Source organism: Chryseobacterium sp. UF-290 (assembly GCF_058245615.1).
Map to the genome: position 1 here is coordinate 1 of NZ_JBSICB010000023.1, position 13,925 is coordinate 13,925.

The following is a 13,925-nucleotide window of genomic DNA, read 5'->3' on the forward strand; positions in this document are numbered from 1 at the left end:
GAAATTGAGAAAACTTCTGCGATCCGGACGGGACTCGAACCCGCGACCTCCGCCGTGACAGGGCGGCATTCTAACCAGCTGAACTACCGGATCAATTTTTTAAAAGAAATTGAGAAAACTTCTGCGATCCGGACGGGACTCGAACCCGCGACCTCCGCCGTGACAGGGCGGCATTCTAACCAACTGAACTACCGGATCAAATTTTATAAAGAACTTCGTTTCTTTTTCGTGGTTGCAAAATTACATCTTTTTTTATTACCTGCAAATTATTTCAAAAAAAAATACCTCCCAATCATGGAAGGCATTCATTATCAAACTTATTTTTTTATAAGTGTGCGCTTAGTTTTTCAGCGATTACCTCTTTTGGAGCGACACCTACTAATTTGTCTACTACTTCTCCGTTCTTAAAAATAAGAACTGTAGGAATATTTCTGATACCATACTGCATTGAAATTTCCTGGTTGTTGTCTACATCCACTTTCCCTACTACTGCTTTACCTTCAAAATCTGATGCCACTTCTTCAATGATCGGTCCTAACGTTCTGCAAGGTCCGCACCATACTGCCCAGAAGTCTACTAATACCGGTTTGTCTGATTTCAAAACCGTATCCTGAAATGAGCTGTCTGTAATTTCTAAAGCCATTTTGTCTCTTTTATTTTAATTAATATTATTTTCTTGTTTCCCTCTATTGAGTCTTCAAAATTACGATTTTTACATCATAAGACTATCTATGCTCAACATTAGTTTTTTCTATAGTGTAATCGCTTGAAATTTCCTTTAAGGCATCTACCAATCTATCGATATCCGCTTTGGTTGTCATATGGCTGAAGGAGATCCGTAATGGTGTACAATGATCCATTTCGTCCTCAGAAAGCACCATCATCATAACCATGGAAGGCTTGGAAGCTCCTGAAGAGCATGCGCTGCCCTGTGAGATAGCGATACCTTTCATATCCAGCTGAAGACCAATCAATGGGTTTTTATAAGGTAATAAAGCGCTTAATACAGTATAAAGACTGTTTTCTTTTTCAGCGCTTCTTCCGTTGAACTTTATTCCTTCTATTTCGGCAGAAAGCCTTTCGATAGCATAATCTTTAATTTCCTGCATATGGCGGGTATACTCATCCATATGGGTTAAAGAAAGCTCCAATGCTTTTCCAAGACCTACAATCCCGCAAACATTTTCTGTTCCGGCTCTAAGGCTTCTTTCCTGAGGTCCTCCCGTAATGATTCCCTTCAGTCCCGTTGCTTTTCTTATAAAGGCAAAACCTGCTCCTTTAGGACCATGGAATTTATGGGCACTGCAGGAAGCGAAATCTACAGGAATATCAGAAAGATCAAGGTTCATATGAGCCATGGTCTGTACAGTATCAGAATGGAAAAGAGCGTTATGTTCCTTGCATAGCTGAGCTACCTTTTTAAGATCCATAAGGTTTCCGATCTCATTATTGGCATGCATTAAGCTTACCAATGTTTTTTTATCTGAAGCTTTTAGCAGTTCTTCCAGTTTATTAAGATCAATATCTCCTTTTTCATTCGGACGGATGTAGTTTACTTCTACCCCTTTTCTGCTTTTCATATCCAGGATACTTTCAGAAACACATTTATGTTCCAGGGGAGAGCTGATGATCCTTTGTACTCCAAGATGTTCTACAGAGGATTTGATGATCATATTGTTCGATTCGGTTCCACAGGAAGTGAAAATGATCTCGGCAGGAGTTACATGAAGATAGTCTGCAACCTGTCTTCTTACATTTTCAATAAGGATTTTTGCTTCCTGGCCAAAGCTGTGCGTTGAAGACGGGTTTCCGAAATTTATCTTCATCGTGCCCACCATTGCATCTATAACTTCTTCTGCAAGCGGAGTGGTTGCGGCATTATCTAAATATATTTTATCCATTACTATTTTGAATATTTTAATTCTACGGAGGTAAACTGGTAATCTGCAGGAACAGCGAAAATAAACCAGGGATTGGAGATCACCTGAATTTCCATTCCACCGGAAGGTTCTCCCTCCGGAACTTCTACATACAGGATATTGTCTTTCACAGATACACCTTTGATCTGTGTTATTCTGTGACTTCCTGATCTGAAGCTGCCTAAATTGTATACAATAACTTTTTTATTCTTCGGAAATTTCGGATAGTCGATGGAAGGTTCTTTCCCAAGCTCTACCAATCCTAAACTCCCTTTTATCGTGTTATGAAAATCCTTTTCGTCCTTGATGATCCTAAAACCATGCTGATCTGCCCCGCCCTGCGATTCAGATACAATAAGTTCTGCTTTATTCTGCATAGGAGATTCCTTCTGGGCAGGTACATTTGCACAACTCACCAGGATTACCATCGATGTGATTAACGAGCTTTTCATTTTTAACACTTTTACCTCCCAAAATTAATGAAAAAATTGGTAATGTCCCTCATTTGCCCATTTCAACATCGGCTTATCTCCGGAAGTATCACCAAATGCGATAATTTTGTCGTATTTAGAATCATTGATTTCTTCTTTTATTCTTACCAGTTTTTCTTTTCCGTTACAGTTTTTACCGATAAAGTTTCCTGTGAAAACCCCGTTCTTAAACTCCGCCCGTGTAGAAACAAGCTGCATTTTAAGTTCATCGGCAAAAGGTTTCACCCAGATATCCAGAGAAGCGGTAACCAATAAACTTTGTGTATTATTCCTATCGATATTTTTTATAAAGTCCAATGCGTTTTCCCTCACAATCTTAGGATAATGCTGCTCAAAAAACTGTTTGGACTTCAGCTCTATTTTCTCCTGAGTCTGTCCCCGTAAAATAGAACCGATAAAGCTTTTCTTCACCTTTTCTGTTTCAGCCAGCTTCAGCTTCAAGAGAATAAAGAGCGGTACATGTCTTAAAAATTGTATCCGGTATTTTGTAGAATCGTAGAATTTAAGATACATAAACATGGTATCTTTATACGTCAGTGTTCCGTCAAAATCAAAACAATACAATTTTTTCATTTTTTTAAAGCTTTAATTTCTTGAATATAAACTCAGGAATATTTCTGATAATCAACATAATAATACTCCAAACCGGCAAAACATATGCCACATTCTTTTGCCTGGTGAAGGCTTTGTAAATACAGGCAGCGGCCTGCTTGGGTGTTGCTGTAAGCTTAGGGTTCAACGGCAGTCCTTCGGTCATTTTAGTTGCCATAAATCCTGGCTTTACCGTCAGAACATGTACTTTTTTATCAAAAAGGTAATTTCTAAGACCACTCAGATAAGCCGTAAAAGCTGCTTTTGCGCTTCCGTAGATAAAGTTACTCTGTCTTCCCCTGTCTCCTGCCACTGACGAAAGCCCAATGATCGTTCCCGACCTCCTGCTTTCGAATTTATGGGCAAAATAGTTCATGACAGGCACCAGCTTCGAATAATTGATATCAATGATCCGTTCTGTATTCCTGTTATCATACAGACCTTCTTCCGTTCCTTCCCCCAAATATCCTACGGCACAAAATAATACATTTGAATTGACAGTATCAAATCTATTATAATCAATTTCTTTGGTCAGGTCCAGTTCGATGACTTCAGATTGCTGCAGAAACTTCACATCAATATGCCTTGCAAATCTCTCTGTAGTTTCTTTATTTGAGGTAAAAAGATAGACTTTTTCAAATTTTTCTCCTTCCTGAAGTGCTTTTTCCACAAAAGCCTGTGCCACTTCAGATGTACTTCCCAGAACGATCATTATGAGTTATTGTTTATGATTCTTTTGTGCTGTAAAGACACAAATTTAGGATTTTGAATATTTTTCAGGTAATTGGTAAGCGAAGATCTGCTCATGCTGTCTTTGGTAAGATAGATTCTTCCCCCGAATTCCTGTACGATGCTGTCGAGCTGGTCTACCAGCTTTTTCAGTTTTGAATTGACTTTAAAGTCCAGAGCCAGAGTATATCCCTCTACCGGAAATGAGTTGTATGCCTGCGGGTTGTTTTTCCCGAAAAGCTTTAAAACCGCTAAAAATGAGCCGTTTCCACTTTTGGCAATCGTCTCAAGGATTCTTTTCATTCCTTCTTTTCCCGCTTCTTTAGGGATTACCATCTGATACTGTATAAAACCTGATTTTCCATAGATCTTATTCCAGTCATTGATAGCATCCAGGGGATAAAAGAACGTTTCATAATCGATAAAGTTCTTCACTTCCTTTTTAGACTGTTTCTTATAGTACAGCCAGTTGAATATTTTCACCGTCAGGGCATTCAATACAAACCCCGGAAAATAAAAAGGTACGGTAGGCTGTAATTTTTTCTTTAATCTCAAAGGAGCCCTTCCAAGATTTTGAGGAAGCTCGTGCTGAAAAGCATGTTCACCCCTCATGAGTATACTTCTTCCGATATTTTTCCCTTTCTGAAGACAGTCGATCCAGGCAACGGTATAAGTCCAGCTTTCACTTTCATCAAACAGCTTAAAGATCTCATCAAGGTTTTCTGCCTTGATGCTTTCCTGGCGGATGTAAGCGGATTCTATATTTTTAAGCTTAAATTTTGCGGTAAGGATGATTCCTGTAAGTCCCATTCCACCAATCGTAGCCCAGAATTTCCCTGAATTTTCTTCTCTGGAACAGGTAATGATCTCCCCACTTTCGGTCATTAATTTAAATTCAATGACATATTCAGAAAAACAGCCTTCAGCGTGATGGTTCTTACCATGAACATCAGAAGCTATCGCTCCACCTACTGAGATAAATTTTGTCCCGGGAGTAACATATAAAAAATACCCTTGGGGAACAGCTATTTCCAGCACATCTGAAAGGAGCACCCCGGATTCGCATTCTATCACACCGTTTAACCGGTCAAAGCTGACGAATTTATTTAATTTCTTAGTAGAAAATATAGATTCTCCCAACGAAGCATCTCCGTAGCATCTTCCGTTTCCTCTGGCAATAATCTCGTTGTGACTGAGTACAAATTCTTTTATCTTTTTGAAGCTGTCCTCAGATCTCATTTCTTTTTCCACTACCGGGAAATTTCCCCAGTTTGTAACTTTTTGTGTGAAGTTCGGCTTCATTTTTTAAAGTAAATTTGAATTAAAAATGTGGCTACCCAAAGTAATAATGTGACCTGTATATAGCGGTCTCTGTATACGATTTTGGTAGGTGATTCTGTTCTGTTGTACACCAGTGTCTGCTGCAGATACCTCAATAATGCAAATACAACGAAAACCACTGTATAGAAAACCCTTTCATGAAACCTTGCCTGCACTTCCGGCGACAGGGTAAACATCAGATAGCATATAATCGCCAGTGTAATAGAGATAGACAATGCTATATCTGCAAACTGAACGTTATATCCATCCAGCGCTTTCCTTGTTTTTCCTGAAACCTGTGCATTGATCAGTTCTCCTCTTCTTTTCCCGATTGCCAGCACCAATGCCAGAACAAAGGTTAATAAGATTGCCCATTGCGAAATGCTGATCCCGGTAATATAGCCACCAGCCAGAACCCGCAGTACGAATCCTATGGCAATGATAAAGATATCAATGATCGGAACATGCTTAAGTCTGAAAGTATAGGCAAGATTCATCACGACATAGAAGCCTATGATCGTTGCAAACTTCCACAACGGCTCATGAAAGTAAGTTTGCGCCAACAATACAAGAGCAATATCAGCAGCCACCAGGCCAATAAGAATCCCTATTGCTTTTGACTTTGAAATCGCACCGCTTGCCAGAGGTCTGCGTCTTTTCTCAGGATGTTTTCTGTCTGCTTCAATATCGTTATAGTCATTCAGAATATAAACGACACTTGCGGCAAGTGAAAAGATCACAAATGCGAAAATACTTTTGGTAAGCAGATCAAGATTGGTAATATTACCTGAAAAAAATAGAGGGACAAATACAAACAGGTTTTTCACCCATTGTTCTACACGCAGCAGCTTTAAATATTTCTTCATTTATGTTATTTCAATTACAAAAATAATAAATTCAAAATTTATAGCATAAAAATACAAAAAAAACCGCCGGGGCGGTCTTTTACGAAAATATTTATATGTTAAATTAATTACTGCCCTTGTTTGGCATCGTTAATCATCTTTTCATTAGCAGTAATAGCGAATTCAACTCTTCTGTTTTTAGCTCTTCCTTCATCAGTATCATTGCTTGCAACCGGCATATTTTTACCTTCACCTTTGGTGAACATTCTGCTTGATGCAATTCCTCGTCCTGCCAAATAAGCTTTTACGGCATCCGCTCTTCTTTGAGAAAGTGCCATGTTGTAAGCATCTTTACCTACGCTGTCTGTGTGTCCGTAGATGTTGATGTTGGTATCCGGGTTATTGCTTAATACTGTCGCTAATTTATCAAGGTTGGTCTGAGCAACTGAAGTAAGGTTTGAGGAGTCAAAAGCAAAGTTTACAATACTTTCATTCATGGTAACTTTGATACCATCTCCTACTCTTTCTACCTGAGCTCCAGGCAAAGTCTCCTGAATATCTTTTGCCTGCTTATCCATCTTGTTACCGATCACATTACCTGCAACTCCACCGATAATACCTCCCAGTACAGCACCAATAGCTCCGTTTCCACCTTTACCTACATTATTTCCAAGGATACCTCCCAGTACTGCTCCTGAAGCAGCCCCTACTGCTGTACCTCTCTGTTGGTGATTAGAATTCTGAACCGCTTCACAGCTTGTCAATAATAATGCTGATGACAAGAAAAGGGCTCCTACGTATGTTTTAGTAAATTTCATTTTTTTTGATCTTTATGTTGATAAATTATTTCATCCCTGCTCTCTGGAAGTTGTAAACAACTTTTACATTTTCTCCTTCAAACGGAACATCCTGCTCAAGTGAAAACTGATCTGTAGTCTGGTTGATCAGAGTAAGGGTATACCCCGCTGTATTTTGTTTTGCTTTGGTACCTTCAGCAATTTTTTTAAACATAAAAGTATTACCGCCTTTTACTTCAAATTTGATAGGTTGTGTAATTGCCGGGCAGCTTCCCCCTCCGTTTAAGGTATACGCCCCTGTCCAGTTGTTGGGAATCAGTCTCCAGTGGCTTCCTACGAAACACTGGGCATCTGCACCTTCATCAAAAGGTTTGATTTTATATCCTTTTTCGTAATCTACGCTCACAATCTGCCAGTCTCCTTTCATTTTCAGAAAGTCTGCTCTTTGATTCTGAGAGGTAGCTGCTTTATTCACGGAGGAACAAGACACTGCAAAAAGCGATGTTCCTAACATCCCTGCAAGTAGTAACTTTTTCATTTTGTTGTTTATTATTTTGTTATTATAAAGTTACAAAAAACCGTGCCAAAATGAAAATAAAAAATAAAAAGTCCGAAAAAATCCGGACTCTATATGGTTTTTCCTTAAAGACAGGAAGACAAATTATTTTTTAACAGCCTTTTTTGCAGATTTCGAAGGTTTAGTAGTATTTATTGATGTCTTACCATTATAAAAATGAGTATAGGCATATTCTGCTGCTTTTTTCAGATCAATAACGCCACCGGCCTGAGACTGGTCCGCAAATCCGTTTTCAGCGCTTGGATTACTGCTTTTCACAAGCGATTCAATGATCTGGTAAGGTTTAAGATCCGGCATATACGCCAACAGAACCGCTGCCCCCCCGGCAACTACGGGTGATGCCATAGAAGTTCCCTGAAGGTATTTATATTCATTTTTAGGAATAGTAGAGTAAATCTGCTCTCCCGGAGCGAAAACATTCACCATCTTTTTATTGTAGTTAGAGAAATCCGCTCTCAATGCATTATTCTTATTGGTACTTGCTCCCACTACAAGGACATTGCTTACAAACGGTTTTTCATCAGTAACGTTTTTAAAATTAGTAGGATATGCCAGGTGCTCTGCTACATCTTCATTTTCGTTACCCGCTGCTTTCACCAAAAGAACCCCTTTATCCTCAGCATATTTGAAAGCATCCCAAACTACATTTTTCCCTGGAGAAACAGGTTTTCCAAAGCTCATATTTAAAATTTTAGCTCCGTTATCAACAGCATACCTGATCGCATTGGCTACATCCTTATCTCTTTCATCTCCATCAGGAACTGTTCTTACCGTCATAATTTTTGCCACCTTCGATGCCACTCCATACTGAATTTCCTTTCCCTGGGGAAGTCCTGCTATGATTCCCGCTACGTGAGTTCCGTGCTCAGCATCAGGTCCTTCATAATGGTTGTTTCCATAGATCTTTTCAGAATAATCATCATAATTATCTCCTACAATCTCTTTTCTCGGATCATATGTCAGATCATACTGTTTTGCAGCCGGGGCAAAATGATCTATAGCCTCTTTCATCTGCCCTTTCATCTCTTTTTCAAACTCCGCTGAAGATTTTCCTTTAAAAGCAGGATTTCTGGAGATCTGGCTTAGAAAATCCAGAGCGATCGCATCTTTCTGATCTGTAGGTGCTTTAATGGCTGCAATCGTTTCTGCGGTTACAGGCTTTCCTCCTAATAGTTTTACCATATTAGGAATCAGCTCATTCAGCATAGAATAGGTCTGGAAGTTCTGTTTTGCCTCAATGCTTTTTTTATTGAAAAGATCTTTGGCTTTCATATACATATCAAACTCTTCCTTCATTTTAGCCTGATTGGCTTTATTCTTTGTAGAATCATCGCCTTCGAAAACAGGCTTATATTTAGCAACTACTCTTGTCACCTCCATATTATCAATATCGATATCCCCGTTTTTTCCTCCTATAAAGTTCCACCCGTGCACATCATCGATATACCCGTTCCCATCATCATCTTTACCATTTCCCGGAACCTCGTTAGGATTTGTCCATAGGTTTTTTACCAATCCCGGATGATCTACCTGTACACCACTGTCTAAAACTCCAACTACAACAGTTTTAGGCTTCAGTCCTTTGGATTCTAAATATTTGTAAGCATTCTCGGTATTCACCCCATATACTTTCGAAGTGGAAAAATCTTTATGATACCAGGTCATCAGATCCTTGTCTTCTTTAGGGTCAATACTTTTAGCTTTAGCCTCCTGCGCAGAAGAGAAACTAAAACCTGCTAAAAAAACGGCAGCTAATAATACCTTTTTCATATGTTGATATTTAATTTTTTGTCATATTCAATCGCCACTCTTTTATTATATTGCGTGCGGTAACGATCTTATACTACAATTGTTTTATTTTTTTAATATAGGTAGATGATTCAGGGCCTTTGTTACAAACAAGGTCCAGAACCGATAAATCTTTCAAAAATCCAAATTTATCTGAGAAGGTCTGGTAATATTCTTCCATTTCAAATTCTGAAGGATGTTTTGCAGAAAACTTTTCTCTGAAATCGATAGCCTCCGGATTTTTGATATATTCTTCATTCAAAGAGTGTGCCTTTTCTGTTTTCAGTATCTGTTGGATGACTTCTAACCCTTTAAGGTTAAAATCCAAAAGGAATTTCTCTTTCAGGTCAAAGATCTTTCTGAACTTATCTTCATAATATTCGAAATAAGGAGAGCTCTGATAGGCTGTTTTGATCGATTTCCAGTGAAGATTTCTCCAGTCTTCCCTGTAAGAGATCTCAATATCTTTCATTTCTCTCTTCCCATTGTGATTCATAGGAATGATCAGTGACAGCTTCCCGTTCGCCCCGTAGATATTCGCTCTGTTTCTATAAGTTTGCTTGGGAAAATTTTCAAGCTGTTCAAATACAACTTCATTTTCAGCATCTAAAAACACCGAAAACCATGAAACCGGTGGCATATAAAATACCGGTAATAAAACATTCTTCATATTCATAATGTAAAAATGAAGTATTTTTTCAAATACTTCATTCTATTGTAAGTTTAATTTTATTTATCAATCGTTCTCCGACTTTTTCTTTCTGAACAGCTTCACGAAATATTCCCATCCGAAGAACAAGATCAGGATCATCGCTGCAATCCACCAGTAAGAGGTTTTATTGGCTTCTCCTGTATTGGTTGCCTTAAACATTCTGTCCCAACGGATCTTAAATGGCGCCTGATAACTGGAGCTGCTGTCAGCAAATGCTCCCTGAAGGCTCATCCACGTAAACATAGGTTTTCCAACAATATTTTCTTCCGGAACGAAACCAAAAAATCTCGCATCCAGTGAAGCATCTCTATTGTCCCCCACCATCATATAATAATCCTGCTGGATCGTATAGCTGGTTGCAGGTTTTCCGTTGATAAAGATCTGATTATCTTTTTCCGCTAAACTGTTATGCTCATATTCAGAAATAATCCATCTATACATAGGAAGCGTTTCCTTGTTAATAGCAACTACATCTCCCTTCTTAGGAATTCTTACAGGGCCATACCAATCCTGATTCCAAGGTTTATTAACAGGGAAAATAGACTGGGTTGTATCTATTCTTGTTTTAGCTTCGTCTTTATAATAGATGGCAGCTTCTCCTTTTGGAGAAACTTCTTCGTTCATATCAATAACCTGAGGAAGTTCTTTAATTTCTCTGGCCGTTTTGTCTGTAAGGCCCTGGAAAGCGTAAAGGTAGCCCTTGTCCGTCTGCACTTCCTGAACGGGCAAGAAACCATAAGTATTATATAGTGACGGAATATCCAACTGGCTTCCTGTAGTTACAATATACCTGTGCTGTATTTCCTGATCTCCTAAAACGGTTTCCGGTTTTCCGTTGACGAAAAGTCTTCCGGCTCTCATTTCAAAAGTATCACCAGCTGTCGCCACACATCTTTTTACATAGGGATCTTTTCTGTCGATCGCCGTGTGAACAGAGTCCTGAGGATAGTTGAAAACAACCACATCATTTCTTTGAGGCTTATTGAATTGTAAAATTCTTGTATAAGGTAATTTTACTCCTTCCACATAAGACTTCGGATCGTCTTTCGGGTTTCCTTTCTGTCCGGTATCCATAATCGTTCCCTGAAGGAAAGGTATTGCCACAGGGCGCATCGGCAACCTGTATCCGTAGCTCCATTTATTTACGAAAAGAAAGTCTCCTACCAGCAATGTTCTTTCCATCGATCCTGTAGGAATCCCGAACGGCTGCGTTACAAAAACGTGAATAATGGTTGCAAATACTACGGCAAAAGTAATAGATCCGATAAATGTATCTTTTTTCTGAGCATTTTTCTCCTCATCAGTAAGGAACAGCTCATTGGCATTTTCATCCTCCAGCTCTACATCTTTAGAATAGTTGATCACAGCCATATAAATAAACGGCAGGATCACTGTAAGAATCTGATCTTTAAAAAGGGTTTTTCCAAACTTTTTCACTAAATAAAGGTGGAAAACGGACATCATGATCGGTCCTACAATCGGAAGATATGAAAGGATAGCCCACCATTTCGGATGTTTTGTTTCTTTAAGGATAATGAAATAGTTGTAGAAAGGTATAAAAGCAAATATAGGATTATATCCCATTTTCCTGAACAGCTTCCAAGTTGAAATCCCCATCAATAAAGATAAAATGAGGACATACACTGTATAAGTTAAAAAATAATTCATAATTTTTTGTGCCTATTCTTATGATATAAATGATAAATGATGAGTAATAAATGATCACAGCTTTCGGCTATTTACAATTCACTATTCACCATTTCCTGTTATTGGTATGCAATATAAAGATTTTGTTACAAATTAAAGCCCCAAAACGTCTTTCATTCCGAAGTTCCCTTTTTTATCTTTAATCCATTCGGCAGCAACTACGGCTCCTAATGCGAAACCATTTCTGCTGAAAGCGGTATGTTTGATCTCGATCTCATCCACTTCGCTTCTGTAATATACGCTGTGGGTACCCGGAACCTCATCTTCACGTATGGCAAAAATTCCGAGCTGATTACCTTCAGTTTCTTCCAGCTTCCAGGCCTTAAACTTCGGATTGTTCTGAATAATGCCTTCCGCTATGGAAATAGCGGTACCGCTTGGTGCATCTTTTTTATGGATATGATGAATTTCTTCCAGTTGGCAGGAATATTCATCAACGTTCTTCATGAGGTCGGCAAGCTTTTCGTTTAAGGCAAAGAACAGATTGACTCCTAAGCTAAAGTTTGAACCATATAGGAATGCTGTATCATTTTCTACAGCCAGTTTTTCTATTTCTGCTTTTTTCTCCAGCCAGCCTGTAGTTCCGCAGATTACAGGAATTTTATTTTCAAGACAAGCTTTAATATTTTCAAAGGCAACTTCCGGCAGGGAGAATTCAATCACAACATCCGGATTATTAAGATTTTCAGCAGTTGGGGTTTCTTTCAGGCGGGCCACTACTTCATGACCTCTTTTCTGTGCAATCTCATCAATGATCTTACCCATCTTACCATAACCAACTAATGCTATTTTCATATGCTCTTTCTTTTTCTGATTGTCCGTAACATGTACGGTAACCTGTTTATTGTTGTAATTAAAATCTATAGCTTAAACTGAATCCTGTTTTCGGCGCATCGTATCCATACTGATCCTGAATAAGAGATGGCTTAAAGCTCAGATCCGGATCATGACGGCTTTCATAAAGATGCGCATCTACCACGGCATCTACAATATTCAGAATGTAGATCAGTCCTGTGATAGCAATAGCATAATCCCTTTGTCTTTTAGATCTGTCCTGTGCAGTTCCCAAAGCTCTCTTGTCCAGCCAGGGATGGCTGTCTACAAATTCATTGGGGGTACCGTTAAGCTTAGCGATATAATATTCACGATATTTTTTGTACTGATTGTCATTCCAAACAGCGATACCTACACCTGCTCCCACAGCTCCCCAAACGATTGGAATTTTCCAGTACTTTTTGTTATAGAATTGTCCCAAACCCGGCAAAACTGCAGAATACAAACCTGCTCTGGTAGGGTTCAGCTTAAGGGTTTTCTTCGTGGGACCATTGGCTTTTTCCAGATCTTCAATGATCCTGGCTTCTGTTTTTCCAGGTTTTATGGCAGGAACTTCCTCTTTCGGAGGAGCCTGCATCCGAACGGTATCAATGGGACTGACTTGTGAATAAGCCAGTGCAGCAATACACAAGAAAAATGTGAAAAATACTTTCTTCATTATTTAATATGGGATAAAATATATTCCAGCTCTTCTTCATTTTTGAAGTCCAGAACAATTTTACCTTTTTTACCATTTCCAGAAGTTTTGATTTCTACTTTTACATCTAAGATATCTGCAATAGTCTTCTGGGCTTTTTTATAGTTATTGGAAAGCTCTACGCTCGCTTTTTTTGCTGCGGGAGACTTTGGGTTCTTCAAGGCAGCAGCAGCCTGCTCAGCCTGACGAACATTTAATTTTTCTTTAATGATGAGACTGAATAAAACCTGCTGGTCATCTTCATTTTCAAGACTGATGATCGCTCTTCCGTGTCCTGCGGAAATTTCACCGCTTCTGATCGCATTCTGAATGTCCGGGTTCAGTCTTAATAACCTGATGGAGTTGGTAATGGTACTTCTGTCCTTCCCTATTCTCTGGCTCAGATTCTCCTGAGTAAGACCGATCTCTTCCAAAAGTCTATGGTAAGTCAGAGCGATTTCAATCGCATCAAGGTCTTCTCTCTGGATGTTTTCTACAAGAGCCATCTCAAGCAGCTCCTGATCGTTTACTAAACGGATATATGCAGGAATGGTCGTTAACCCAGCAATTTTAGTTGCTCTGTAACGTCTTTCCCCGGATATGATTTCGAATTTTTCACCGTCTTTTCTTAAGGTAATCGGCTGAATTACGCCTAAGTTCTTGATAGACTGTGCCAGTTCGTTCAGTGCTTTTTCATCAAAATAAGTTCTCGGCTGCGTAGGATTCGGGTAAATATCTTCAAGCGCAACTTCAACAATATTCCCTACAAACTTATCAGCTCCTTCATCAGTAGCCGAATTAATAGTTGCTTTGGATTCTGCACTTAAAATAGCGCCCAAGCCTCGTCCCATAGCTCTTTTTTTGTCCTTCATATATATAATTGATAAATGATGTTTGATAAGTGATGGCTAACATTCACTTATTGGCCATTTATTATTA

15 protein-coding genes and 2 tRNA genes are annotated in these 13,925 nt (G+C 38.9%); all 17 read right to left on the reverse strand.

Annotated features, from left to right (window positions below):
- Window positions 1–19 precede the first annotated feature (19 nt).
- A tRNA-Asp gene (locus AC4IF5_RS19240) sits at window positions 20–93 on the reverse strand.
- A gap of 31 nt (window positions 94–124) precedes the next feature.
- A tRNA-Asp gene (locus AC4IF5_RS19245) sits at window positions 125–198 on the reverse strand.
- A gap of 127 nt (window positions 199–325) precedes the next feature.
- Window positions 326–643: a thioredoxin gene (gene trxA, locus AC4IF5_RS19250; RefSeq protein WP_027374941.1), complete on the reverse strand. Its 318-nt coding sequence runs from the start codon at window positions 641–643 to the stop codon at window positions 326–328.
- Between the two features lie 82 nt (window positions 644–725).
- A complete protein-coding gene (locus AC4IF5_RS19255; protein ID WP_490737394.1) occupies window positions 726–1,901 on the reverse strand; it encodes a cysteine desulfurase family protein in 1,176 nt (391 codons plus the stop codon).
- A gap of 2 nt (window positions 1,902–1,903) precedes the next feature.
- Complete coding sequence (locus tag AC4IF5_RS19260) at window positions 1,904–2,371, reverse strand: hypothetical protein (protein WP_490737396.1); 468 nt, start codon at window positions 2,369–2,371, stop codon at window positions 1,904–1,906.
- 24 nt (window positions 2,372–2,395) lie between these two features.
- Window positions 2,396–2,983 (reverse strand): HAD family hydrolase, encoded by a 588-nt coding sequence (locus AC4IF5_RS19265; RefSeq protein WP_490737397.1) that lies wholly within the window; start codon window positions 2,981–2,983, stop codon window positions 2,396–2,398.
- 4 nt (window positions 2,984–2,987) lie between these two features.
- A complete protein-coding gene (locus AC4IF5_RS19270; RefSeq protein WP_490737398.1) occupies window positions 2,988–3,713 on the reverse strand; it encodes an SDR family NAD(P)-dependent oxidoreductase in 726 nt (241 codons plus the stop codon).
- The gene (locus AC4IF5_RS19275; RefSeq protein ID WP_490737399.1) at window positions 3,713–5,032 is read right to left on the reverse strand and encodes an FAD-binding oxidoreductase; all 1,320 of its coding nucleotides are present in this window, start codon (window positions 5,030–5,032) and stop codon (window positions 3,713–3,715) included. The genes AC4IF5_RS19270 and AC4IF5_RS19275 overlap by 1 nt, the downstream gene beginning before the upstream one ends.
- Complete coding sequence (locus tag AC4IF5_RS19280; RefSeq protein ID WP_490737400.1) at window positions 5,029–5,916, reverse strand: decaprenyl-phosphate phosphoribosyltransferase; 888 nt, start codon at window positions 5,914–5,916, stop codon at window positions 5,029–5,031. The genes AC4IF5_RS19275 and AC4IF5_RS19280 overlap by 4 nt, the downstream gene beginning before the upstream one ends.
- Window positions 5,917–6,023: 107 nt before the next feature.
- The gene (locus AC4IF5_RS19285) at window positions 6,024–6,713 is read right to left on the reverse strand and encodes a YiaD family glycine zipper/OmpA-like lipoprotein (protein ID WP_490737401.1); all 690 of its coding nucleotides are present in this window, start codon (window positions 6,711–6,713) and stop codon (window positions 6,024–6,026) included.
- A gap of 25 nt (window positions 6,714–6,738) precedes the next feature.
- Window positions 6,739–7,230 (reverse strand): hypothetical protein, encoded by a 492-nt coding sequence (locus AC4IF5_RS19290; RefSeq protein WP_490737402.1) that lies wholly within the window; start codon window positions 7,228–7,230, stop codon window positions 6,739–6,741.
- A 123-nt stretch (window positions 7,231–7,353) separates the two neighbouring features.
- Window positions 7,354–9,039 carry a S8 family serine peptidase gene (locus AC4IF5_RS19295; RefSeq protein WP_490737403.1) on the reverse strand — a complete coding sequence of 562 codons (1,686 nt, stop codon included), beginning with the start codon at window positions 9,037–9,039 and terminating at the stop codon, window positions 7,354–7,356.
- Window positions 9,040–9,112: 73 nt separating this feature from the next.
- Window positions 9,113–9,733, reverse strand: coding sequence for a WbqC family protein (locus AC4IF5_RS19300; protein ID WP_490737404.1), 621 nt, complete (start codon window positions 9,731–9,733; stop codon window positions 9,113–9,115).
- 60 nt (window positions 9,734–9,793) lie between these two features.
- Window positions 9,794–11,437 carry a signal peptidase I gene (gene lepB / locus AC4IF5_RS19305; RefSeq protein ID WP_490737406.1) on the reverse strand — a complete coding sequence of 548 codons (1,644 nt, stop codon included), beginning with the start codon at window positions 11,435–11,437 and terminating at the stop codon, window positions 9,794–9,796.
- A 132-nt stretch (window positions 11,438–11,569) separates the two neighbouring features.
- Window positions 11,570–12,271, reverse strand: coding sequence for a 4-hydroxy-tetrahydrodipicolinate reductase (gene dapB / locus AC4IF5_RS19310; protein ID WP_490737408.1), 702 nt, complete (start codon window positions 12,269–12,271; stop codon window positions 11,570–11,572).
- A gap of 58 nt (window positions 12,272–12,329) precedes the next feature.
- A complete protein-coding gene (locus tag AC4IF5_RS19315) occupies window positions 12,330–12,968 on the reverse strand; it encodes a DUF5683 domain-containing protein (RefSeq protein ID WP_490737410.1) in 639 nt (212 codons plus the stop codon).
- On the reverse strand, window positions 12,968–13,858 hold the full coding sequence (locus AC4IF5_RS19320) for a ParB/RepB/Spo0J family partition protein (protein ID WP_490737412.1): 891 nt from the start codon (window positions 13,856–13,858) through the stop codon (window positions 12,968–12,970). Before AC4IF5_RS19320 ends, AC4IF5_RS19315 begins: the two co-directional genes overlap by 1 nt.
- Between the last annotated feature and the right edge of the window lie 67 nt (window positions 13,859–13,925).